This window comes from Pseudomonas sp. G5(2012) (assembly GCF_000408945.1).
GTDB classification, from domain to species: domain Bacteria; phylum Pseudomonadota; class Gammaproteobacteria; order Pseudomonadales; family Pseudomonadaceae; genus Aquipseudomonas; species Aquipseudomonas umsongensis.
This window is the reverse complement of the sequence record NZ_APIO01000044.1, coordinates 188,007-209,289: the sequence shown is the minus strand read 5'-3', so window position 1 is coordinate 209,289 and position 21,283 is coordinate 188,007. Positions and strand designations below refer to the sequence as shown.

23 protein-coding genes are annotated in these 21,283 nt (G+C 59.7%); 12 read left to right on the top strand and 11 right to left on the bottom strand.

Features of this window, described 5'->3' with window-relative positions:
• Nucleotides 1–4: 4 nt before the first annotated feature.
• Complete coding sequence (locus tag PG5_RS15515) at nucleotides 5–892, top strand: cytochrome c oxidase subunit 3 (RefSeq protein ID WP_020798057.1); 888 nt, start codon at nucleotides 5–7, stop codon at nucleotides 890–892.
• A gap of 96 nt (nucleotides 893–988) precedes the next feature.
• Here the strand turns inward: PG5_RS15515 and PG5_RS15510 are convergent, their stop codons facing one another.
• Nucleotides 989–1,192 (bottom strand): twin transmembrane helix small protein, encoded by a 204-nt coding sequence (locus PG5_RS15510; RefSeq protein WP_008064738.1) that lies wholly within the window; start codon nucleotides 1,190–1,192, stop codon nucleotides 989–991.
• A 70-nt stretch (nucleotides 1,193–1,262) separates the two neighbouring features.
• On the opposite strand from PG5_RS15510, the gene PG5_RS15505 reads away from it, so the two are divergent.
• Genes PG5_RS15505 through PG5_RS15485 form a run of 5 tightly spaced genes read left to right on the top strand, consistent with a single transcriptional unit; the run spans nucleotide 1,263 to nucleotide 5,165 of the window.
• Nucleotides 1,263–2,003 carry an SURF1 family protein gene (locus PG5_RS15505; protein ID WP_020798056.1) on the top strand — a complete coding sequence of 247 codons (741 nt, stop codon included), beginning with the start codon at nucleotides 1,263–1,265 and terminating at the stop codon, nucleotides 2,001–2,003.
• Entirely contained in the window at nucleotides 1,969–2,562 is a 594-nt protein-coding gene (locus tag PG5_RS15500; RefSeq protein ID WP_020798055.1) for a hypothetical protein, read from the top strand. Before PG5_RS15505 ends, PG5_RS15500 begins: the two co-directional genes overlap by 35 nt.
• Before the next feature lie 10 nt (nucleotides 2,563–2,572).
• On the top strand, nucleotides 2,573–3,646 hold the full coding sequence (locus PG5_RS15495) for a heme A synthase (RefSeq protein ID WP_020798054.1): 1,074 nt from the start codon (nucleotides 2,573–2,575) through the stop codon (nucleotides 3,644–3,646).
• Nucleotides 3,634–4,533 (top strand): heme o synthase, encoded by a 900-nt coding sequence (cyoE, locus tag PG5_RS15490; protein WP_020798053.1) that lies wholly within the window; start codon nucleotides 3,634–3,636, stop codon nucleotides 4,531–4,533. The genes PG5_RS15495 and cyoE overlap by 13 nt, the downstream gene beginning before the upstream one ends.
• Complete coding sequence (locus PG5_RS15485; protein ID WP_020798052.1) at nucleotides 4,530–5,165, top strand: SCO family protein; 636 nt, start codon at nucleotides 4,530–4,532, stop codon at nucleotides 5,163–5,165. The genes cyoE and PG5_RS15485 overlap by 4 nt, the downstream gene beginning before the upstream one ends.
• An 85-nt stretch (nucleotides 5,166–5,250) precedes the next feature.
• Here PG5_RS15485 and PG5_RS15480 read toward each other — a convergent pair whose 3' ends face one another.
• The 3 genes from PG5_RS15480 to PG5_RS15470 all read right to left on the bottom strand — a co-directional run bounded on the left by PG5_RS15480 (nucleotide 5,251) and on the right by PG5_RS15470 (nucleotide 7,796).
• A complete protein-coding gene (locus PG5_RS15480) occupies nucleotides 5,251–6,024 on the bottom strand; it encodes a MetQ/NlpA family ABC transporter substrate-binding protein (protein ID WP_020798051.1) in 774 nt (257 codons plus the stop codon).
• Between the two features lie 90 nt (nucleotides 6,025–6,114).
• Entirely contained in the window at nucleotides 6,115–6,789 is a 675-nt protein-coding gene (locus tag PG5_RS15475) for a methionine ABC transporter permease (RefSeq protein WP_008002212.1), read from the bottom strand.
• The gene (locus PG5_RS15470) at nucleotides 6,789–7,796 is read right to left on the bottom strand and encodes a methionine ABC transporter ATP-binding protein (protein WP_020798050.1); all 1,008 of its coding nucleotides are present in this window, start codon (nucleotides 7,794–7,796) and stop codon (nucleotides 6,789–6,791) included. The genes PG5_RS15475 and PG5_RS15470 overlap by 1 nt, the downstream gene beginning before the upstream one ends.
• A gap of 189 nt (nucleotides 7,797–7,985) precedes the next feature.
• Between PG5_RS15470 and katE the strand changes: the two genes are divergently transcribed.
• Complete coding sequence (katE, locus tag PG5_RS15465; protein ID WP_256228300.1) at nucleotides 7,986–10,145, top strand: catalase HPII; 2,160 nt, start codon at nucleotides 7,986–7,988, stop codon at nucleotides 10,143–10,145.
• A gap of 50 nt (nucleotides 10,146–10,195) precedes the next feature.
• Here the strand turns inward: katE and PG5_RS15460 are convergent, their stop codons facing one another.
• From PG5_RS15460 to zur, 4 genes are read right to left on the bottom strand one after another with little or no spacing between them, the layout of a single operon-like run.
• The gene (locus tag PG5_RS15460) at nucleotides 10,196–10,915 is read right to left on the bottom strand and encodes a PA5502 family lipoprotein (RefSeq protein WP_020798048.1); all 720 of its coding nucleotides are present in this window, start codon (nucleotides 10,913–10,915) and stop codon (nucleotides 10,196–10,198) included.
• A 37-nt stretch (nucleotides 10,916–10,952) separates the two neighbouring features.
• On the bottom strand, nucleotides 10,953–11,741 hold the full coding sequence (gene znuB, locus PG5_RS15455; protein ID WP_020798047.1) for a zinc ABC transporter permease subunit ZnuB: 789 nt from the start codon (nucleotides 11,739–11,741) through the stop codon (nucleotides 10,953–10,955).
• A complete protein-coding gene (znuC, locus tag PG5_RS15450; protein WP_020798046.1) occupies nucleotides 11,734–12,519 on the bottom strand; it encodes a zinc ABC transporter ATP-binding protein ZnuC in 786 nt (261 codons plus the stop codon). The genes znuB and znuC overlap by 8 nt, the downstream gene beginning before the upstream one ends.
• The gene (gene zur / locus PG5_RS15445; RefSeq protein WP_020798045.1) at nucleotides 12,519–13,001 is read right to left on the bottom strand and encodes a zinc uptake transcriptional repressor Zur; all 483 of its coding nucleotides are present in this window, start codon (nucleotides 12,999–13,001) and stop codon (nucleotides 12,519–12,521) included. The genes znuC and zur overlap by 1 nt, the downstream gene beginning before the upstream one ends.
• A gap of 66 nt (nucleotides 13,002–13,067) precedes the next feature.
• Between zur and PG5_RS15440 the strand changes: the two genes are divergently transcribed.
• On the top strand, nucleotides 13,068–13,988 hold the full coding sequence (locus tag PG5_RS15440; protein ID WP_042955429.1) for a zinc ABC transporter substrate-binding protein: 921 nt from the start codon (nucleotides 13,068–13,070) through the stop codon (nucleotides 13,986–13,988).
• A gap of 123 nt (nucleotides 13,989–14,111) precedes the next feature.
• Here PG5_RS15440 and PG5_RS15435 read toward each other — a convergent pair whose 3' ends face one another.
• Both PG5_RS15435 and PG5_RS15430 read right to left on the bottom strand, forming a co-directional pair.
• Nucleotides 14,112–15,062 (bottom strand): homoserine kinase, encoded by a 951-nt coding sequence (locus PG5_RS15435; protein ID WP_020798043.1) that lies wholly within the window; start codon nucleotides 15,060–15,062, stop codon nucleotides 14,112–14,114.
• A gap of 58 nt (nucleotides 15,063–15,120) precedes the next feature.
• Nucleotides 15,121–15,411: a DUF2782 domain-containing protein gene (locus tag PG5_RS15430; RefSeq protein ID WP_020798042.1), complete on the bottom strand. Its 291-nt coding sequence runs from the start codon at nucleotides 15,409–15,411 to the stop codon at nucleotides 15,121–15,123.
• 74 nt (nucleotides 15,412–15,485) lie between these two features.
• Here PG5_RS15430 and polA point away from each other — a divergent pair, with 74 nt between their 5' ends.
• Nucleotides 15,486–18,305, top strand: a complete 2,820-nt coding sequence (polA, locus tag PG5_RS15425; protein WP_020798041.1) for a DNA polymerase I — start codon at nucleotides 15,486–15,488, stop codon at nucleotides 18,303–18,305.
• A gap of 332 nt (nucleotides 18,306–18,637) precedes the next feature.
• Here the strand turns inward: polA and yihA are convergent, their stop codons facing one another.
• Entirely contained in the window at nucleotides 18,638–19,282 is a 645-nt protein-coding gene (gene yihA / locus PG5_RS15420; RefSeq protein WP_020798038.1) for a ribosome biogenesis GTP-binding protein YihA/YsxC, read from the bottom strand.
• Nucleotides 19,283–19,473: 191 nt separating this feature from the next.
• Here yihA and PG5_RS15415 point away from each other — a divergent pair, with 191 nt between their 5' ends.
• The 3 genes from PG5_RS15415 to PG5_RS15405 all read left to right on the top strand — a co-directional run bounded on the left by PG5_RS15415 (nucleotide 19,474) and on the right by PG5_RS15405 (nucleotide 21,278).
• Entirely contained in the window at nucleotides 19,474–19,764 is a 291-nt protein-coding gene (locus PG5_RS15415) for a cytochrome c5 family protein (protein ID WP_033038856.1), read from the top strand.
• Between the two features lie 43 nt (nucleotides 19,765–19,807).
• Nucleotides 19,808–20,437 carry a cytochrome c gene (locus PG5_RS15410; RefSeq protein WP_020798036.1) on the top strand — a complete coding sequence of 210 codons (630 nt, stop codon included), beginning with the start codon at nucleotides 19,808–19,810 and terminating at the stop codon, nucleotides 20,435–20,437.
• Nucleotides 20,438–20,636: 199 nt separating this feature from the next.
• On the top strand, nucleotides 20,637–21,278 hold the full coding sequence (locus PG5_RS15405) for a thiol:disulfide interchange protein DsbA/DsbL (protein WP_020798035.1): 642 nt from the start codon (nucleotides 20,637–20,639) through the stop codon (nucleotides 21,276–21,278).
• Nucleotides 21,279–21,283: the final 5 nt, after the last annotated feature.

Below are 21,283 nucleotides of genomic sequence, written 5' to 3'. Positions count from 1 at the left end.
ATAAATGGCAACTCATGAACATTATTACGTTCCGGCCCAGAGCAAATGGCCGATCATCGCTACGGTCGGGATGTTCGTCACGGTGCTCGGCCTGGCCATCTGGTTCAACGATCTGAAAGCGGCGCGGCCGGAATCCCACGGCCCGCTGATCTTTTTCGTCGGTGGCCTGTTGCTGGCCTACATGCTCTTTGGCTGGTTCGGTACGGTGATCAAGGAAAGTCGCGGCGGCTTGTACAGCGCGCAGATGGATCGCTCGTTCCGCTGGGGAATGAGCTGGTTCATTTTCTCGGAGGTGATGTTCTTCATCGCCTTTTTCGGTGCGCTGTTTTATGTGCGCCACGTCTCCGGCCCGGCACTCGGCGGTGAAGGCACCAAAGGCCTCGCCCACATGCTGTGGCCTGCCTTCGAGTGGACCTGGCCACTGCTGAACAACCCCGATTCCAAGCTGTTCCCACCACCGAAGGAGGTCATCAGCCCCTGGGGATTGCCGCTGCTCAATACCGTGATACTGGTGACCTCCAGCGTCACGGTGACCATCGCCCACCATGCCTTGAAGAAGGGCCATCGCGGCGCGCTGAAAATCTGGCTGGCGCTCACGGTGCTGCTGGGCGTTGCGTTCCTCGGCTTTCAGGCCGAAGAGTACATGCACGCCTATAACGAACTGGGCTTGACCCTGGGTTCGGGCATCTACGGCGCCACGTTCTTCATGCTCACCGGATTCCACGGCGCCCACGTGACGATCGGCACCATCATCCTGTTCGTGATGCTGATGCGGGTCATGCGTGGGCACTTCGACAGCGAACATCAGTTCGGCTTCGAGGCAGCGAGTTGGTACTGGCACTTCGTGGATGTGGTGTGGATCGGGCTGTTTGTTTTCGTCTATGTGCTGTAGGAGCGAGCATGCTCGCGATGGTATCCAACGATAACGCGGGGAACCTGATACCCCGCGATGCTTTCGAGTTTTTCGCGAGCATGCTCGCTCCTACGGTTACCAGGGTGCGTGAGATACAAGCTGGCCGCTGAAAAAGCCCCAGGCGATCAAGCCGACGGTAATGGCGGCCAGTGCTACACGAACACTCAAGGCAATGACGAGGCGGTTCGAGCTGCTGTCGTCCTTGACCAGAAAAAACAGGCCGCTGAACAGGCTGACAACCGTGGCAATCAGCATCAGGACGATGGCTGCTTTGAGCATGGTGGGACTCCGGGGGACAAGCGATGCATCTGAGTATAGCTATCGCGACGACCGACTTTCTGGCGATGCCATGAAGCGCTTTCGGCCGGGCATCATTCCGACATTGGTGGTTGCGCTGTTGCTGCCCCTGCTGGTGTCGCTTGGGTTCTGGCAATTGAGCCGGGGTGCGGAGAAAAGCGCGCTACTGCAAACCTATACTGAACGCCGGGCTGCAGAACCGATGGCCAGCACCGAGCTGCAACACACGGCAGACCCGGCCTTCAGACGGATTCACCTGCATGGCCAGTTCGATGCCGCGCACAGCCTGTTGCTGGATAACCGTCAGCGTGGCGGAAAAGTCGGGGTCGAGCTGCTGCAACCGTTTCAGGATCAGGCAACTGGGCTGTGGCTGCTGGTCAATCGCGGCTGGCTGCCTTGGCCCGACCGCCGGACGCCGCCGCGATTCACTACACCGACCGATGCCTTGAGTCTCGATGCATGGGTCTACGTTTCACCCGGCGCGACCTTCCAGCTCCACGCCGACCCAAGCACCAGCACTTGGCCAAAACTACTCACGGCCATTGACCCGAATGCACTCTGGGCAGCCCTGGGCCGTGAAGGCTTTGCCTACGAATTACGCGCAGAAACCGGGCCCGCGACGTACCAGGCCGATTGGCCGGTAGTGGCCATGGGGCCGGAAAAACACATCGCTTATGCCGTGCAGTGGTTCGCCATGTCGATCGCCCTGTTCGGTCTTTACCTCTACCTCGGCTGGCACAACGCAAAGGAGAAACACCATGGGAGCGGCCATGAATCCACCCAGCATGTCTGAGGCCAAAACGCCGGTGAACCGGCGCAAGGGACGGTTGCAGTTACTGCTGATTGTGCTCGGGGTGGTCGGTCCGATGATCCTGGCCACCGGCATGTACAAACTGAATTTCTGGGTGCCGGAAGGCCGCAGCTATCACGGCGAACTGATCGGCAACGGACAGAGCCGCGCCGACCTTGGCGTACGGGCGCAGGAAAACCGCTGGCAGTTGCTGGTGACGGCACCGAAAGAGTGCTCGGTGGACTGCCAGCAACTGGTTTATCTGGCGCGCCAAATCCAGATCGGCCTGGGTCGCGATGCCGGTCGCGCCAGTCACGCACTGGCGGCGACACAGCCGCTGAGCAGTGATTACGAGACTAAACTTCAACGCGAGTACCCGCAGTTGCAGCGCTATCCACTGGATTTGCCGACCTACACCAAAGGAGCTCAGAGTAATGACTCTCCACACCTGTGGATCATCGATCCCCACGGCAATCTGGTCTTGCGCTACGACCCGTCAGTCAAGGGCAAGGATCTGCTCAATGACCTGCGGCACCTGCTGAAACTGTCGAACATCGGATAAGGGCATCGTCATGGCCAAGCCTGGATTTCGCCTCGCGCTGTTTGCCACCTTTCTGGCACTGATTGTGGTGTTGCTCGGTGCCTATACCCGCCTGACCCACGCAGGCTTGGGCTGTCCGGACTGGCCTGGCTGCTACGGTTTTATCAGCGTGCCCAAAAGCGAAGCACAACTGGCCCATGCCGAATTGCATTTTCCGGACACGCCTGTAGAAGCCCATAAAGGCTGGAACGAGATGATCCACCGCTACTTCGCCGGCACGCTGGGGCTGCTGATATCGGTGTTGGCCGGTAGGGCCTGGGTCCATCGCCGGCATCCAGGGCAACCGGTGAAGCTGCCGTTGTTCCTGCTGGCAGTGGTGTTTGCCCAAGCCGCGTTCGGCATGTGGACGGTGACACTCAAGCTCTGGCCGCAAGTCGTCACCGGACATCTGCTTGGCGGCTTTGCGACCCTGAGCCTGCTGTTTCTGCTGACCTTGCGCCTGTCCGGCGTACTGCCCGCATTGACGGTGCCGCGACGCCTGCAGTACTGGGCGACGGCGGGGCTGTTGCTGGTCATCGGGCAAATCGCCTTGGGTGGCTGGGTCAGCTCCAACTACGCCGCTGTGGCCTGCATCGACTTTCCGACGTGCCACGGGCAATGGCTGCCGCCTGCGGACTTCGCCAATGGCTTTCACCTGACCCAGCACATCGGCCCGAACTACCTCGGCGGGCAACTGGACAGCGACGCCCGCACCGCGATTCACCTGACACACCGGATCGGCGCGTTGTTGGTGACCCTGGTGTTACTTGGCCTCGCCTGGCAACTGAAAGTCGTTGGCATGACGCGACTCGCCGGGTTGGTGCTGATCGCCCTCGCGGCGCAAATCACCCTGGGCATCAGCAACGTGCTGTTGCACCTGCCGCTACCGATTGCCGTCGCCCATAACGCCGGGGGCGCAGCGCTGTTGCTGACGATGGTGTTGGTCAATTACCACGCCCGGACCAGCCTGGTTCGGGTCAAGCAGCCGACACGCTGGCGTTTCAGCCCGCGTAAACATTCAGCCGGGCCCATAACAATAAAAGGAGAGACGCCATGGCGATTCTGATCGGCGAACGTCACAGCCAGGCAATCTGGCGTGACTACCTGGAGCTGACCAAACCAAAAGTGGTGGTGCTGATGCTCATCACTTCACTGGTAGGGATGTTCCTCGCAACGCGCGCCGGAGTGCCGTGGACCGTGCTGGTGTTCGGCAACCTGGGCATTGCCTTGTGTGCGGGCGGTGCGGCAGCGGTCAACCACGTGGTGGACCGCAGGATCGATGCGGTCATGGCTCGCACCCACAAACGGCCACTGGCCGAAGGCCGGGTGTCTCCGGCCGCCGCGCTGACTTTTGCCCTGGTGCTGGCACTGCTTGGCCAGGCCTTGTTGCTGGCCTTCACCAATCCCCTGACAGCATGGCTGACCCTTGCCTCCCTGCTCGGCTACGCAGTGGTCTACACCGGTTTCCTCAAGCGTGCGACGCCGCAGAATATCGTCATCGGAGGCCTGGCCGGGGCCGCTCCGCCGCTGCTCGGCTGGACCGCCGCCACCGGCCACGTCAGCGCCGAACCGCTGCTGTTGGTGCTGATCATCTTCGCCTGGACCCCGCCACACTTCTGGGCCCTTGCGATCCATCGCAAGGAGGAATATGCCAAGGCTGACATCCCAATGCTGCCGGTGACCCACGGCGAGCACTACACCAAGATCCACATCCTGCTTTACACCTGCGCGCTGCTGGCCGTCAGCCTGATGCCCTACGTGATCCACATGAGCGGCTTGCTCTACCTGGTCTGCGCCATCGGTCTTGGCGCCAGATTCCTGCAATGGGCCGTGGTGCTGTACCGTGGCACTCGGCCGCACGCGGCGATCAACACCTTCAAGTACTCTATTTACTACTTGTTCCTGCTGTTCATCGCCCTGCTCGTTGACCACTACTTATTGTTGAACCTATGACCCGAACCCAGAAAACCGTCTTCATCCTTGTCGCCCTGATCGCGCTGGTCCTGGGCCTGACCATCAACAAAGTGCTCTCCGGCAAAGGCCAGGGCGACCCGACGGCACTAATCGACGCGGGGATCATTCTCCTGCCGCAAAGCCGCAACCTGCCGGATGTGAAGATGACCGATCAGGACGGCAAGCCGGTGGCCATCAACGAGCTCAAAGGCAAGTGGAGCCTGCTGTTCTTCGGATACACCTTCTGCCCGGATATCTGCCCGACCACCCTCGCCCAACTGCGCCAGATCAAGAGTGAATTGCCGCCGGAGGCTGTGGATAAGTTGCAGATCGTGCTGGTCAGTGTCGATCCGCACCGCGATACGCCCAAGCAGCTAAAGCAGTACCTGGGCTACTTCGATCCGCAGTTTGTCGGCCTAACGGCGACGTCGACCGAGGATCTGCAAAAGATCGCTAATGCCGTGAGTATCCCGTTCATTCCGGCCGATACAAGCAAGCCGAACTACACGGTCGACCACAGCGGTAACCTCGCGGTCATTGGCCCGGACGGAACCCAGCGCGGCTTCATTCGGGCGCCGTTGAACAATGTGAAGCTGGTGGCGCAATTGCCGGTGATGCTCAACCGCAAATAACCACCATACCGCTCCTACGGGAACGATATTTCAGGCACAAAAAAGGGGACGCTTATGGCGTCCCCTTTTTCGTTGCGTCAGCCAATCAGAACGCAGGCACCACCGCGCCTTTGTACTTTTCGAGAATGAAGGCCTTCACTTCCGGGCTGTGCAGGGCAGCAACCAGCTTCTTCATCGCTTCACTGTCCTTGTCGTCCGGACGGGCAACCAGGATGTTCACATAAGGCGAGTCGCTACCTTCAATGACCAGCGCGTCCTTGGACGGATCGAGCTTGGCTTCCAGCGCGTAGTTGGTGTTGATCAGCGCCAGGTCGACCTGGGTCAGCACGCGCGGGATGGTCGCGGCTTCCAGCTCACGGAATTTCAGGTTCTTCGGGTTCTCGGTAATGTCCTTGACCGTCGACAGGATGTTGTTCGAATCCTGCAACTTGATCACACCGGCCTTGGCGAGCAGCAGCAGCGCGCGGCCACCATTGGTGGCGTCGTTCGGGATCACCACGGTGGCGGTGCTTGGCAGCTCTTCCAGGGTCTTGTACTTGCTGGAGTAAGCACCCAGTGGTTCCAGGTGCACGCCGGCCACCGAGACCAGGTTGGTGCCCTTGGCCTTGTTGAACTCATCCAGGTACGGCTGGTGCTGGAAGAAGTTGGCGTCCAGGCGTTTTTCCGCGACCTGCACGTTCGGCTGGATGTAATCGGTGAAGACTTTAACCTTGAGGTCCACGCCTTGCTGGGCCAGGGCCGGTTTAACGAACTCGAGGATTTCCGCGTGCGGAACCGGAGTCGCGGCGACTGTCAGGGTGTCGGCGGCGTGGGCGGAAAAGGCTGCAACAGCAGCGAATGCGACGAGTAGTTTTTTCATTCAGCTAACTCCTTTTGGGTACCCGCTTGAGGCGCCAGTCTTCGGCGCCTCAAGCGAATGGCCGGCTCATTTGTCATGTACGAGAACGTTTTATTTCCGAGAGAAATGCACAACCAGCTTGTCGCCAACGGTTTGCAGGACCTGCACCAGCACCAGCAGCAGCACCACCGTCACCACCATCACGTCAGTCTGGAAACGCTGGTAGCCGAACCGGATCGCCAGGTCACCCAGACCACCGGCACCGACCACACCGGCCATTGCCGTGTAGGACACCAGTGTAATGGCAGTCACCGTAATCGCCGCGAAAATGCCCGGGCGGGCTTCGGGCAGCAAGGCATTGGTGATGATCTGCCGCGTCGTCGCGCCCATGGCCTGGGTCGCTTCGATGATGCCGCGATCCACTTCGCGCAGAGCGGTTTCCACCAGCCGCGCGAAAAACGGCGTGGCACCGACCACCAGCGGCGGGATCGCGCCGGCGACCCCCAGGGAAGTGCCAGTGATCAACACGGTGAACGGAATCATCACGATCAACAGAATGATGAAGGGCAGCGAACGCAGGATGTTCACCACCAGAGACAACATCGCGTAGACGCCTTTGGCTTCCAGCAACTGACGCGGGCTGCAGAGGAACAACAGCACACCCAGCGGCAGGCCCAGCAACACGGTGAACAGCAGCGAACCACCGAGCATCAGCAGCGTATCACCGGTGGCCAGCCAGATTTCGAACCAGTCGATGTTGGCGAAGAAACTAGTCAGGGCTTCCATTAGCGCAGCACCTCCATGTGAACGTCGGCCGCGGTGAAGCGGGCAAAAGCCGCTTCCATGTCACCACCGGTCACGGCCAGGGTCAGTTGCCCGTAAGGGACGTCCTTGATGCGATCGATCCGACCGGCCAGGATGCTGTAGTCCACACCGGTCTCCCGAGCGACGGTTCCCAGTAGGGGCGCGTAGGTCGCTTCGCCCTGGAAGGTCAGACGCACGATGCGGCCTGGCACGTGTGCGAAGTCGTCACGCTGTTCGCTTTCGTCGACGTGCTCGTCTTCTTGCACGAAACGCTTGGTCGTCGGGTGTTTCGGATGCAGGAACACCTCGGCCACCGAACCTTGCTCGACAATCACGCCAGCGTCCATAACGCCGACCTGGTCGCAGACTCGGCGGATCACGTCCATTTCATGGGTGATCAACACGATGGTCAACTTCAGCTCACGATTGATCTCAGCCAATAACTGCAGGACCGACGCCGTGGTCTGCGGGTCCAGTGCACTGGTGGCTTCGTCGCACAGCAGGATTTTCGGCTTGGTCGCCAAGGCGCGGGCAATGCCGACACGCTGCTTCTGGCCGCCGGACAACTGCGCTGGATACTTGTTGGCGTGATCGGACAAACCGACCCGGGCCAACAACTCGGCCACGCGCAGATCGATCTCGCGGCGGGACAATTCACCGGCCAGCGTCAGCGGCAGCGCAACGTTGTCGGCAACGGTCTTGGACGCCAGCAGGTTGAAGTGCTGGAAAATCATTCCGACCTGCTGACGGAAACGGCGCAGTCCGTTGGCATCGAGCGCAGTGACTTCTTCGCCGTCCACGATGATCTTGCCGCCGCTAGAGTTTTCCAGGCGATTGATCAGACGCAGCAGGGTACTTTTTCCCGCACCGGAATGGCCGATCAGACCAAAGACCTGACCATTCTCTATCGTCAGACTGGTCGGATGCAGGGCGGGGATATCCTTACCGGCGACGCGGTAGGTTTTATGGACGTTTTGAAACTCGATCACGTAGCGAACCTTGTGGGGCGCGTTGGAAAAGGATCAGCGGTTAGCCGGGCGCGCATTTTAGCCTGTCCGTATAGCAGTTCTTAGCATTTATTTCGTATTCAACCAGTCATTTGGCAATAACGCGATCAAAGGTCAGATAAAAGGAACGGCTCGAAACGTCATCAGTCACTAATTAGGCCACTCGAAACAATCCCCGAGGAGTCATGCCTGATGAGCACCAAGAAGCCTGCCGCCCCCAAGAGCGCACTGGCCGGGACCGATACCCTGGACCGCAGCAACACCAATACCAAGCTCGATAGCCTGGAAAAATTCCGTTCCGACGCCACCGGTCAGGCCTTGCGTACCAATCAGGGCGTGAAGGTGGCGGACAATCAGAACACCTTGAAAGCCGGCGCCCGAGGGCCATCGTTGCTGGAAGACTTCATCATGCGTGAAAAAATCACGCACTTTGACCATGAGCGCATCCCCGAGCGTATCGTGCATGCCCGAGGCACGGGTGCCCATGGTTTCTTCCAGACTTACGAGAACCACTCAGTACTGACCAAGGCCGGTTTCCTGCAAGACCCGGCGCAGAAAACGCCGGTGTTCGTGCGTTTTTCCACCGTGCAGGGGCCCCGTGGTTCAGGCGATACCGTGCGGGACGTACGTGGTTTCGCTGTGAAGTTTTTCACCAATGAAGGCAACTTCGACCTGGTGGGCAATAACATGCCGGTGTTTTTCATCCAGGACGCCATCAAATTTCCCGACTTTGTCCATGCAGTAAAACCCGAGCCTCACAATGAAATCCCTACTGGCGGCTCGGCCCACGATACGTTTTGGGACTTTGTCTCACTGCAACCTGAATCAGCCCATATGGTGATCTGGGCCATGTCCGACCGGGCAATTCCGAAAAGCCTGCGCAGCATGCAAGGTTTCGGCGTGCACACCTTCCGGTTGATCAACGCCGAAGGTAAATCGCGTTTCGTCAAATTCCACTGGCGCCCCGCCGCCGGGACCTGCTCGCTGGTGTGGGATGAAGCGCAGAAACTGGCGGGTAAAGACACCGATTATCACCGCCGCGATCTCTGGGAAGCCATCGAGATGGGTGACTACCCGGAATGGGAACTCGGCGTGCAGATTATTGAGGAGGAAAACGAACACGCCTTCGATTTCGACATCCTCGACCCCACCAAGCTGATTCCTGAAGAGCTCGTGCCCATTACGCCACTGGGGAAAATGACGCTCAACCGCAACCCGGACAATTTCTTCGCCGAAACCGAGCAGGTTGCATTCTGCCCGGGGCATATCGTGCCCGGGATCGACTTCTCCAATGATCCGTTGCTGCAAGGTCGGCTGTTTTCCTACACCGACACGCAGATCAGCCGACTTGGTGGACCGAATTTTCATGAAATCCCGATCAACCGTCCAGTAACACCACTCCACAACGGCCAGCGTGATGCATTACACCGCACCACCATCGACAAGGGGCGTGCGTCCTACGAACCCAACTCCATCGACGGCGGATGGCCGAAAGAAACACCTCCTGCCGCCCAGGACGGCGGTTTCGAAAGTTATGCGGAGCGCATCGACGCCAACAAGATCCGGCAGCGCAGCGAGTCGTTCAGCGACCACTTCTCCCAGGCACGGCTGTTTTTCCACAGCATGAGCAAGCATGAGCAAGAACACATCATCGCGGCATACAGCTTTGAGTTGGGCAAGGTTGAGCGTGAGTTCATCCGGGCCAGGCAAGTGAATGAAATCCTGGCCAACATCGATCTGGAGCTGGCCAAACGGGTGGCACAGAACCTCGGGCTTGCGGCGCCGAAAGCGGGGACCGTCGATGTACCGAAAACGTCCCCGGACCGCTCGCCGGCCCTGAGCCAGGCCAACCTGCTGCCAGGCGACATCAAAACCCGGAAGGTAGCGATCCTGGCGGCCGACGGCGTGGACGGGGCAGCAATCGATGCCATGAAGAAAGCGCTGGAAGCTGAAGGGGCGCATGCCAAATTGCTCGGCCCGACCTCGGCCCCGGTGAAAACCTCCGATGGCAAGTCGTTGCCGGTAGATGCGTCCATGGAAGGCTCGCCTTCAGTAACATTCGACGCTGTGTTCGTGCCTGGAGGCGCGGCATCGATCAAGGCGCTGAGCACTGACGGTGTGGCGTTGCATTACGTACTGGAGGCTTACAAGCATTTGAAAGCGATTGCGTTGCACGGCGAGGCGAAGCAGTTGCTGGATGTGTTGAAACTGGAGGTTGATGCGGGGTTGATTGTGGGTACGGATGCGAAGTTGGCCAAGCCGTTCTTTACGGCGATTGGTCAGCATCGGGTTTGGGAGAGGGAGCCCAAGGCCAAGGCGATTCCGGCCTAGAAAGCTTTATCGTCGGATAGGATGCCATCGCGGGCTTGCCCGCGATGCTTTCAAGGGGCTTTGCGGGGACTCAATACCATCTGCGCCGGAACGCTGCGCAGAATCTGCCGCTCCAGCTTCAGATCAAACTGCGGATCGAGCTTCTGCACGCGCTTGATCAACAGATTGGCCAGCCAAGGGTAATCATCGGTACGCGGAACCTGAAGGCTCACATCGCACTGAAAATTCACCACATCGGCGGCAATAGCATCCAATTGACGACGCATTTTCCCCATATCGGTGATTTTCAGCTTCACCGTCGTGCTTTCAGCCTCAGGGTCAATGACCTTGGCCTTGCGCTTGGCTTCGGCGGACTTGAGGTCTGCTTCGGCCTTTTCCAGCTCAGCCTTGCGGGCTTGTGCGATGGCACCGTTGACACCACCGGTCAGCGCAGGCGCTTTAGGCATCAAGACCCGAGCCCGGGCCAATGCGGTGGCAGCAGCGTTTACATCGCCCTTTTGCAGGACGATCTGACTACGCAGCAGATAGGCTTCGGCCAGTTGACGCTGGTATTGCTCTAGGGACTGATCGTTGGGGGACTCGGCCTGCAACGCTGCCAATTGATTCTCGGCTGTGGCCAGCTCGCTGCTGGCCAGGCTTTGTTCCAGCTGTGCAATGGCCGTGGCCCGCGCATCCGGGGCCTCGGTGGCTGCCGGTGGCGTGCTTTGGCAAGCGCCCAGCAGCAAAGAAAATGCGACAAGGAGCAGATAACGGGAGGCGAACGACTTCATTCCTGCGACTCTCTATTTGCGCAAAAAACGAGCAAGTCTACACCCCTCGACGGGGCAGAACAAAACTCAGCAGAAACAGCGCGGCGGCCGCCACTACAATCGACGGGCCCGCCGGGGTGTCCTTGAACCAGGACAACGCCAACCCGCCACACACGGCGAGCACGCCCAGCAGGCTGGCGCCCAGTGCCATCTGCTCCGGTGAGCGGGCGTGACGTTGTGCCGCGGCGGCCGGAATGATCAACAACGATGTGATCAGCAACACACCGACGATTTTCATCGCCACGGCAATCACTACGGCGATCAACAGCATCAGCGCCAGGCGCAATCCCGCCACCGGCAGCCCTTCGACCCTCGCCAACTCTTCGTGCACCGTGATTGCCAGCAATGGCCGCCACAATGTCACCAACAACGCCAGCACCGCAGCGCTACCCCCGAGGATCCATGCCAGATCGGTCGGGCTGATCGCCAGCAAGTCACCGAACAGATAGGCCATCAGGTCGATCCGCACTTCGTGCATGAAGCTTAGTACCACCAGGCCCAAAGAGAGGGTGCTGGGTGCGAGAATTCCCAAAAGCGTGTCGGAGGCCAGTGGCTGACGCTGTTGCAAGGTCACCAGCAATACCGCCAACAGCAAGCAGCCGACGGTGACGGCCACTGTCGGGCTGACATCCAGCAAAAAGCCCAGCGCCACGCCCAGCAATGCCGCGTGGGACAGGGTATCGCCGAAATAAGCCATGCGCCGCCAGACCACGAAGGAGCCCAACGGGCCCGCCACAACTGCCAGAGCCAATCCTGCAAGCAGGGCGTAGAGCAGAAAATCAGCCATGCTTGCAGCTATCTCCGTGAACATGGGTATGACCCGATGTGGGCGCCTTGACCACCGAGCCGTGCAGATCGTGGGCGTGGTCGTGGTGGTGGTGATAAATCGCCAGGCTTTGTGCGTTTTTTCCGAAAAGCTCGACAAATGCCGGATCGCCGCTGACCTGCTCGGGGTGGCCGGAGCAGCAGACATGGCGATTCAGGCAAACAACCTGGTCGGTGGTGCTCATCACCAGGTGCAAATCGTGGGAAACCATCAACACACCGCAGCCGTGACGGTCTCGCAGGCGGGTGATCAGGCTATAGAGTTCAGCTTGGCCGGCCACGTCGACGCCTTGTACCGGTTCGTCGAGCACCAGCAGCTCAGGCTCACGCAACAAGGCCCGGGCCAACAGGACACGTTGCATCTCACCGCCGGAAACACTTTGCACCGGGCTGTCGATCACCTGCTCGGCGCCGACTTCCTTGAGCGCGGCCAACGCCATCGCGCGATCCACACCCGGCACCAGGCGCAAGAAGCGCAGCACCGAGAGCGGCAGGGTCGGGTCGACATGCAGCTTTTGCGGCATGTAACCGACCCGCAGTTTCGGCTTGCGCCAGACGCTGCCACTGTCGGGCTTCAGCAGACCGAGCACGGCGCGCACCAGTGTGGTCTTGCCAGCGCCATTGGGGCCGATCAGGGTCACAATCTGCCCCGGCTCGACGCTCAGTTCGATGTTATCCAGCACCGGTTGCCCGGCAAACGTGACGGCAACCTGCTCGAGGCGGATCAGCGCGTTGCTCATCAAGCCCCCTGGCAGCCCGAACAGAGACCGATCACTTCAACGGTCTGGCCTTCGACGACAAACCCGACGTCCCTGGCACTGGCGATGATCGCGTCGCTGATGGCCTTCTGTTCGAGTTCGATGGCGGCGTGGCATTCACGGCAGATCAGGAACTGACCCTGGTGGGCGTGCGTCGGGTGATTACAGCCGATGAAGGCGTTGAGCGAGGAGATACGGTGTACCAGGCCGTTTTCCAGCAGGAAATCCAGAGCGCGGTAAACCGTTGGGGGTGCGGCCCGGCGCCCGTCCTGCTCACTGAGGACCGCAAGAATATCATAGGCCCCCAGTGGCTTATGGCTTTGCCACACCAGTTCCAGCACCCGCCGACGCAACGCGGTCAGGCGCAAACCCTGGCGCGCGCACAGGGCGTCGGCCTCAGACAGTGCGCTGTGAACGCAATGAGAGTGGTCGTGAGGACGGCTGGCTATCGGTGTTTTAGGCATGAGCGGCGACGAGTATTGTGAGAGACGTTATTATGTTACCCGTTCTCGCCTCTTCGAGTGGTCATCGTGTCCCGACTTTTTTCCATCTTTGTCGCAATTTTCACAAGTTTTCTGCTGATCGGCTCAGCGCAAGCCGAAGTCAAGGTCCTCACCAGCATCAAGCCGCTACAGCTGATCGCCGCTGCCGTACAGGACGGCGTGGCGATCCCGGAAGTCTTGTTGCCACCCGGCGCCTCGCCGCATAACTATGCCTTGCGCCCATCCGACGTACGGAAGGTGCAATCGGTGGATCTGCTGTACTGGATCGGGCCGGACATGGAAGGTTTCATGCCGCGAGTGCTCAATGGTCGTACGCTGCCGAGCGTTGCCGTGCAGGACCTTCCTGGCCTGAAACTGCGACATTTCGCCCAAGACAACCATTCCCACGCTGAAGAAGCGGACGAACATGACCATGACCATCGCCCGGGCAGCCTGGATGCGCATTTGTGGCTATCGCCGGCCAACGCCCGGGTTATCGCAGCGAAGATGGCGGCGGATCTGAGTGCAGCCGACTCGGTCAACGCGGCACGCTACCAGAGCAACCTGAAGGCATTTGACGAGCGCCTCGATGCGCTGGATGCACGCCTGAAGAAACGCCTGAGGGGTATTGAAGGCAAACCTTACTTCGTGTTCCACGAAGCGTTCGACTACTTCGAAGACGCCTACGGCCTGAAGCACGCCGGTGTGTTCAGTGTCGCCGCCGAAGTGCAGCCCGGTGCCCAGCATGTGGCGGCGATGCGTGCGCGGCTGCAGGAAGTCGGCAAGACCTGTGTATTCAGCGAACCACCGCTACGCCCGCGCCTGGCGGAAACCCTGGTGGCCGGGCTCCCGGTGAAACTGGCGGAGCTGGATGCGCTGGGCGGGTATACGCCGGCGACCGCCCAGGGGTATGAGCAGATTTTGGAGAAGTTGGGGAATGATTTGGCGGGGTGCCTGGAGTCGTTGTAACAACCCAGCTCTCTGTAGGAGCGAGCATGCTCGCGAAGAAATCCCCAGCACCGCGGGGTGTCAGGCACCCCGCGTCATCGTTAACCACCATCGCGACGGTGCGACGATTCGACATGCTCGCTCCTACAGGGCGAAAGGCAGCGGGGTATTGACCGTCTGCCGCTGGGCTAGCCGCAGCTCAAACTCCATCGGATCGTGAATCAACACGTCCTGCCCGGCAAACGACTCCGCCGCGATCAAGCGCGACAACCAGAAGCGCACACACGCCACCCGCAACATGGTCGGCCACAGCTCGGCCTCGGCCGCGGTGAACGGACGCAACGCGGCATAAGCCCCCAGCAACGCCCGCGCCCGTGGGCCGTCGATCAAGCCGTCATCGTCCGAACACCAGTCGTTCAAGGCGATCGCCACGTCGTAGAGCATCGGCCCCGAGCAGGCGTTGTAGAAATCGATCAGACCGGTCAGGTGCGTGCCTTCGAACATCGCGTTATCGCGAAACAGGTCGGCGTGGATATTGGCGCGTGGCAACGCCAGAATTTTCTCTTTCTGCTGTGTGATTTCTTCCAGCGCCCGCTCCAGCAAAGCTTTCTGCCCGGCATTGAGGTGCGAGAGAAATTGCGCGCCCTCTTCCAGCATCCAGTCCAGGCCACGATCGGTCTTGCGCTTGATCATCTTGGCCTGGGTCGCCAGGTGCAGGTGAGCAAGCAACTCGCCTACTTGCGCGCAATGCTGTGCGTTGGCTTGCTTGATGTGCTTGCCGGCCAGGCGCGGTTGCAGCAGCGCAGGCTTGCCGGCCAGCTCGCGCAACGCGACGCCGTCGGTAGTGCGCAGCGCGTAAGGTACCGGCAGGTCAGCTTCGTGCAGCACGTCGAGCAATTCGATGAAGAACGGCATCTCCTGGACCGGGCCGCGCTCGACCAGGGTCAGGACGAATTCGCCCTGCTCCAGGCTAATAAAGAAATTGGTGTTTTCGCTACCGGCGGCAATCCCCTGGAAATCAAGCAGGCGGCCTAGGCCATAAGGGGCGAGAAAAGCTTCCAGCTCGGGCCGAGCCAGGGGGGTAAACACAGACATGGTTAAACTGCCAGTACGAGGCGCTGCCCTTGAGCCAACGCCGATTGAAATTAAGAAACTACTTCCACTCAAAGATCTTCCACGACGGTATCAGCATATCCGGTTGATCCGAGCGGATGAAGTTTGCATCGGTCCCATCCGCGCGCACCAAAAAATACGGCGGTGCGCCCTTCGGCGTGACCTTGATCGCATACAGGAAACCGTTTTGGCGGTACTCCTGAATGACCTTGTCGCCTTCCGTGCGAATGGTCACTTCCGGATCTGGCGATGGCGCATCGTCCGCCGCCATGACGGCCAACGGTGTAATTGCAAACAAGCCAGCCAGCAACAGGCGATTTAGTGTGCGCATGATAACCTTGTCCCTTTGTCGTCAACGGTCCCGCTATTCTAGCGCCAGACCCGCCGAAAAGGTTGATCCTGCTCATGAGCCAAGCCCCCCTCGTCCTGGTGGACGGTTCTTCTTACCTGTACCGCGCCTTTCACGCGTTGCCACCGCTGACCACGTCCAAAGGCCTGCCCACCGGCGCGGTCAAGGGCGTGCTGAACATGCTCAAGAGTCTGCGCAAGCAGTACCCGGACAGTCCCTTCGCCGTGGTATTCGATGCCAAGGGCGGGACATTTCGCGATGACATGTACGCCGAATACAAGGCCAACCGGCCGAGCATGCCCGACGACATGCGCGTGCAGATCGAGCCCCTGCATCAAAGCGTGATCGCCCTGGGCTTCCCGCTGCTGTGCGTAGAAGGCGTCGAGGCCGATGACGTGATCGGCACGCTGGCCCGCAGCAGCGCGGCGGCCGATCGCCCGGTGATCATCTCCACCGGGGACAAGGACATGGCGCAGTTGGTCGACGGCCACATTACCTTGGTCAATACCATGACCGGTAGCAGCATGGACGTAGAGGGCGTGAAGGAGAAATTCGGCGTCGCTCCCGAGCAGATCATCGATTATCTGGCACTCATGGGCGATTCGTCCGACAACATCCCAGGCGTTCCGGGCATCGGTCCAAAGACCGCTTCCGGCCTGCTGGTGGGTGTGAATGGTGGCTTGACCGAGCTCTACGCGCAGCTCGACATCGTCCCAACCTTGCCGATCCGCGGCGCCAAGACCCTGCCGGCCAAACTCGAAGAGCACAGGGAGATGGCGTTCCTCTCCTACCAATTAGCGACCATCAAGGTCGATGTGCCGCTGGACATTGGCCTCGACGACTTGCAGATGGGCCCGGAAGATCCGGCCAAGCTCTACGAGCTCTACACCCTGCTGGAATTCAAAAGCTGGCTGAACGATCTTGATCGGGACGCCAAGCGTCTTGAATTGAGCGGTGCTGCCTCTGAGCCTGCTCCGATAGTCGACCTGTTCAGTGCCGCCGAAGCCGGAGCTGAAGCTGAAGTGCCGGCGACAACGTCAGAAACCCGCTATGAAACCGTCCTCGATCAAGCGCGATTCGACGCTTGGCTGGATAAACTGAAAAACGCCAAGCTGTTCGCCTTCGACACCGAAACCACCGGCATCGACGCACAGCAGGCACAACTGGTGGGCCTGTCTTTTGCGGTGCAAGCCAACGAAGCGGCCTACATCCCGTTGACCCACTCGTACATCGGCGTACCCGAGCAACTGGATCGCGACACCGTCCTGCGCGCCCTCAAGCCGATCCTGGAAGACCCGAACAAACTCAAGGTCGGCCAGCACGCCAAGTTCGACATGAACATTCTCGCCAACTGCGCCATCGGTGGCGATCAGGCCAACGGCATCACCGTGCGCGGCGTCGCTTTCGACACCATGCTCGAATCCTATGTGCTCAATTCCACAGCCACCCGCCATGACATGGACAGCCTGGCGCTGAAATACCTGGATCACACCACCGTGAGTTTCCAGGACATTGCCGGCAAAGGCGTCAAGCAACTGACGTTCGATCAAATTGCGCTGGAGCAGGCCGGGCCTTACGCCGCCGAGGACGCGGACATCACCCTGCGCCTGCACCAGGCCTTGTTCGACAAGCTGTCCGCCATCCCGACCCTGGCCAGCGTGCTTACGAACATCGAAATGCCCCTGGTGCCTGTGCTCGCACGTATCGAACGCCAAGGCGCATTCGTAGATGCCGCCCTGCTGGGCGTGCAGAGCATCGAACTGGGCGATAAGATGGTGGCGCTGGAGCGTGAAGCCTTCGAGATTGCCGGAGAGGAATTCAACCTGGGCTCACCCAAGCAGCTCGGCGTCATCCTTTACGAGAAACTCGGGTTGCCGGTGCTGAAAAAGACCGCCAAGGGCCAACCATCGACCGCCGAAGAAGTGCTGGCCAAGCTGGCCGAGGACGACTATCGACTGCCCAAGGTGCTGATGGAATACCGCTCCATGAGCAAGCTCAAAAGCACCTACACCGACCGTCTGCCGGAACAGATCAATCCGCGCACCGGGCGCATCCACACCTCCTATCACCAGGCCGTGGCGTCCACCGGGCGTCTCTCATCCAGCGACCCGAATCTGCAGAACATCCCGGTGCGCACCGCGGAAGGCCGGCGTATCCGCCAGGCCTTTGTCGCCCCGACCGGCTACAAGCTGCTGGCTGCCGACTATTCGCAGATTGAACTGCGGATCATGGCGCACCTGTCTCGCGATGAAGGCCTGATGAATGCCTTCCGCAATAACCTGGACGTGCACACCGCCACCGCTGCCGAAGTGTTCAAGGTCGAACTGGACCAGGTCACCTCCGACCAGCGTCGCAGCGCCAAGGCGATCAACTTCGGCCTGATCTATGGCATGGGTGCGCAGAAACTCGGCAAGGACATCGGCGTTGATACCAAGACCGCCAAGGCGTACATCGACACCTACTTCGCCCGTTATCCCGGTGTGCGCGAATACATGGATCGCACCCGCGTGCAGGCCGCGGATCAAGGCTACGTGGAAACGTTCTTCGGGCGACGGCTCTACCTGCCGGAGATCAATTCCAACAAGCCGCAGGAGCGTGCCGCAGCCGAACGCACGGCCATCAACGCGCCGATGCAAGGCACGGCAGCCGACATCATCAAGAAAGCCATGGTGGCCGTGGATGGATGGCTGACCTCCTCCGGCCTGGACGCCAAGGTCATTCTGCAGGTCCACGATGAATTGGTACTGGAAGTGCGCGAGGACCTTGTCGATCAAGTCAGCAACGAGATTCGCCTGCACATGAGCGGTGCGGCGAAACTGGATGTGCCATTGCTGGTGGAAGTCGGGGTAGGCAATAACTGGGATGAGGCGCACTGAGTGCAAAACGCTGCTGCGGCATGATGCCGCGGCAGACCCCAACCTGCGCTGCTTAGTCCAAAAAGTGATTGGGTTTATTCCAAAGCTTCTGAAAATAAACTGAACTAATCTCGCCAAGGCCACTCAGATTTACTGAATGGCTGGTGAAGCCCTTCGATGCTCCTATGTTGTGTTAAGTGTTGGCAGATATCTGGACCCCGCCCTAGCGGTCTAGAACTTGAACCCCGGAACTTCCCCCTCCCCATAGAAGTCCGGGGTTTTTTTTGCCTGAAAACTGCCTGATGCGGTCACGCCACGCTGGCCTGACCGCTCCTGAGACAGTTTTTTCACGCTTATCCAGTTACTTCGTCAGCGCCTTTGTCCGGCAGTTCCATCCAGTTCGCCAATACAGTGTAGGCGTCTTCCAGGCCCATGCGCTTAGGGGCCGAAAACAACTGGATCGTCACAGCATCGCCCCAACCCTTGCGAATTTCCGATTGCACCTTGAGCAATGTGTTCTTGGCCGCGCCGTAGGTCAGCTTGTCCGCCTTGGTCAGCAAAATGTGCATCGGCATGCCGGCTGCGACGGCCCAATCGAGCATCAACAGGTCGAAGTCGGTCATCGGGTGGCGGATGTCCATCATCAGGATCAGACCTTTCAAGCTCTCACGACCGCCCAGGTAAGCTTCCAGGTGACGCTGCCAGTGTTGCTTGAGCGGGATCGGTACTTTTGCATAACCGTAGCCCGGCAGGTCGACCAGACGGCGTTCATCGTCTAGCTTGAAGAAGTTCAACAGTTGCGTGCGCCCCGGTGTTTTCGAGGTGCGCGCCAGGCTGGCATGCGTCAGGGTGTTCAGGGCACTGGACTTGCCGGCGTTGGAACGCCCGGCGAAGGCGACTTCAAAGCCCTCGTCATCCGGACATTGGTCGACTTTGGCGGCGCTGAGCATGAAGGTGGACTGTTGGCACAGACCGAGGATGGGATTCTTGAGTTGCATGGGATTTCCGATGTGGGCGGCGCCAGGAATGGGCGCGGCAAGCAGTGTCGCTTCCGTTTCAGTGACGCCAGTATATAATGCCGCAGATTTTGTGTGCGCTTTGTCCCGATGCAGGATGAAGTTCACGAGAGCGACAGACCTTGATTGCGCACTAGAACGCAGATCGCTCTCAACCCTGAAAAGGTCGTTTTATGACGAAATGGCTGCTAGTTACCGGAGTCTTGATGCCGCTTTACAGCGCTCAGGCTACACAGGATCCGGAAACTGTGTACAACCGTGTTTGTGGTGCCTGTCATTCCGGCCAACTACCCATGGCGCCCCGCAAGGGCGATCAGGAAGCTTGGAAGCCGAGGTTGGCGAAAGGTATGGAGACGCTGGTGCAACACGTGACCCAGGGTTTCAAGGCGATGCCGCCGCGTGGTTTGTGCATGGACTGCAGTGCCGAGGATTACCAAGCCATCATCCGCTGGATGAGCGAGTAAACCCGGTCCATAACTTAACCCTTAGCCGTAGTTGGATTAGCTGATGAACAAATTGATCGTGAGTCTGCTGTTGACCGTGGGGATCTCCGGCATTGCCCATGCTGCAGGTGAGCCAGTCAAACCTGGTGACGCCGCCGCAGGCCAGGCAAAAGCCGCCGTATGTGGTGCCTGTCATGGCCCGGATGGCAACAGCATGGCGCCTAACTTTCCAAAACTGGCAGGCCAGGGTGAACGCTACCTGACCAAGCAGCTGCACGACATCAAGTCGGGCAAGCGCACCGTCCTGGAAATGACCGGCCTGCTGACCAACCTGAGCGACCAGGATCTGGCGGACATCGCCGCCTACTTCGCCAGCCAGAAGGGCAGCGTCGGTGCCGCCGACCCGAAAGTCGTGGCTCGCGGTGAAGCACTGTTCCGTGGCGGCGACCTGGCCAAGGGCCTGCCATCGTGCACCGGCTGCCACTCGCCAAATGGCGCGGGCAACGCGGCCGCCGGCTTCCCGCACCTGGGTGGCCAGCACGCTCAATATGTCGCCAAGCAACTGACTGACTTCCGCAAGGAAGAAGGCGGTCGCAATAACGATGGCGATACCAAACCGATGCAGAGCATTGCCAAAAAGCTGAGCGACGAAGACATCGCCGCAGTGTCCAGCTATATCCAGGGCCTGCACTAAGACCGATGGATCGGGCGTTGCGCAAGGCATAGAACCCTTGCAGCGTTAACGCTCGATTAATCCGTCACAGCAAGTATAAAAAGGGTGGCTTTGGCCGCCCTTTTTTGTGGCCGCTGCCGTTACACTACAGAACTCAAGCCCGCCATGACCTGTCTGAAATCAGGTCTCGCGAGGCGAAAAAATTGTCCAGGAGTAAAGCATGCGTAATCTGATCATCAGCGCCGTTTTTGCCGCTGCCAGCCTGTTCGGCATGACTGCCCAAGCCGCTGAAGCCCCCGCTGCACCTTATGTCGAGCTGAGCAACCCGGTGCCGGTCGCCGTGCCCGGCAAGATCGAAGTGGTGGAGCTGTTCTGGTACGGTTGCCCGCACTGCTACGCCTTTGAACCCGTGATCAACCCATGGGTTGAAAAACTGCCTTCGGACGTGAATTTCGTACGTATTCCGGCCATGTTCGGCGGCCCATGGGATGCACACGGCCAGATGTTCCTGACCCTCGAAGCCATGGGCGTCGAGCACAAGGTCCATGCTGCAGTGTTCGAAGCCATCCAGAAAGAACACAAGAAGCTGACCGACAAGAACGATATGGCGGACTTCCTGGCCACCCAGGGCGTCGACAAGGACAAGTTCCTCGCCACGTTTGACTCCTTCGCCATCAAGGGCCAGATCAACAAGGCGCGAGAGCTGGCGAAAAAATATGAAATCACCGGGGTTCCGACCATGATCGTCAACGGCAAATATCGTTTTGACGTAGGTTCCGCCGGCGGCGCTGAACAAGCCCTGCAACTGGCCGATAAACTGGTCGATCAAGAGCGAGCGGCTAACAAGGCTGCCGCCAACTGAGCGAG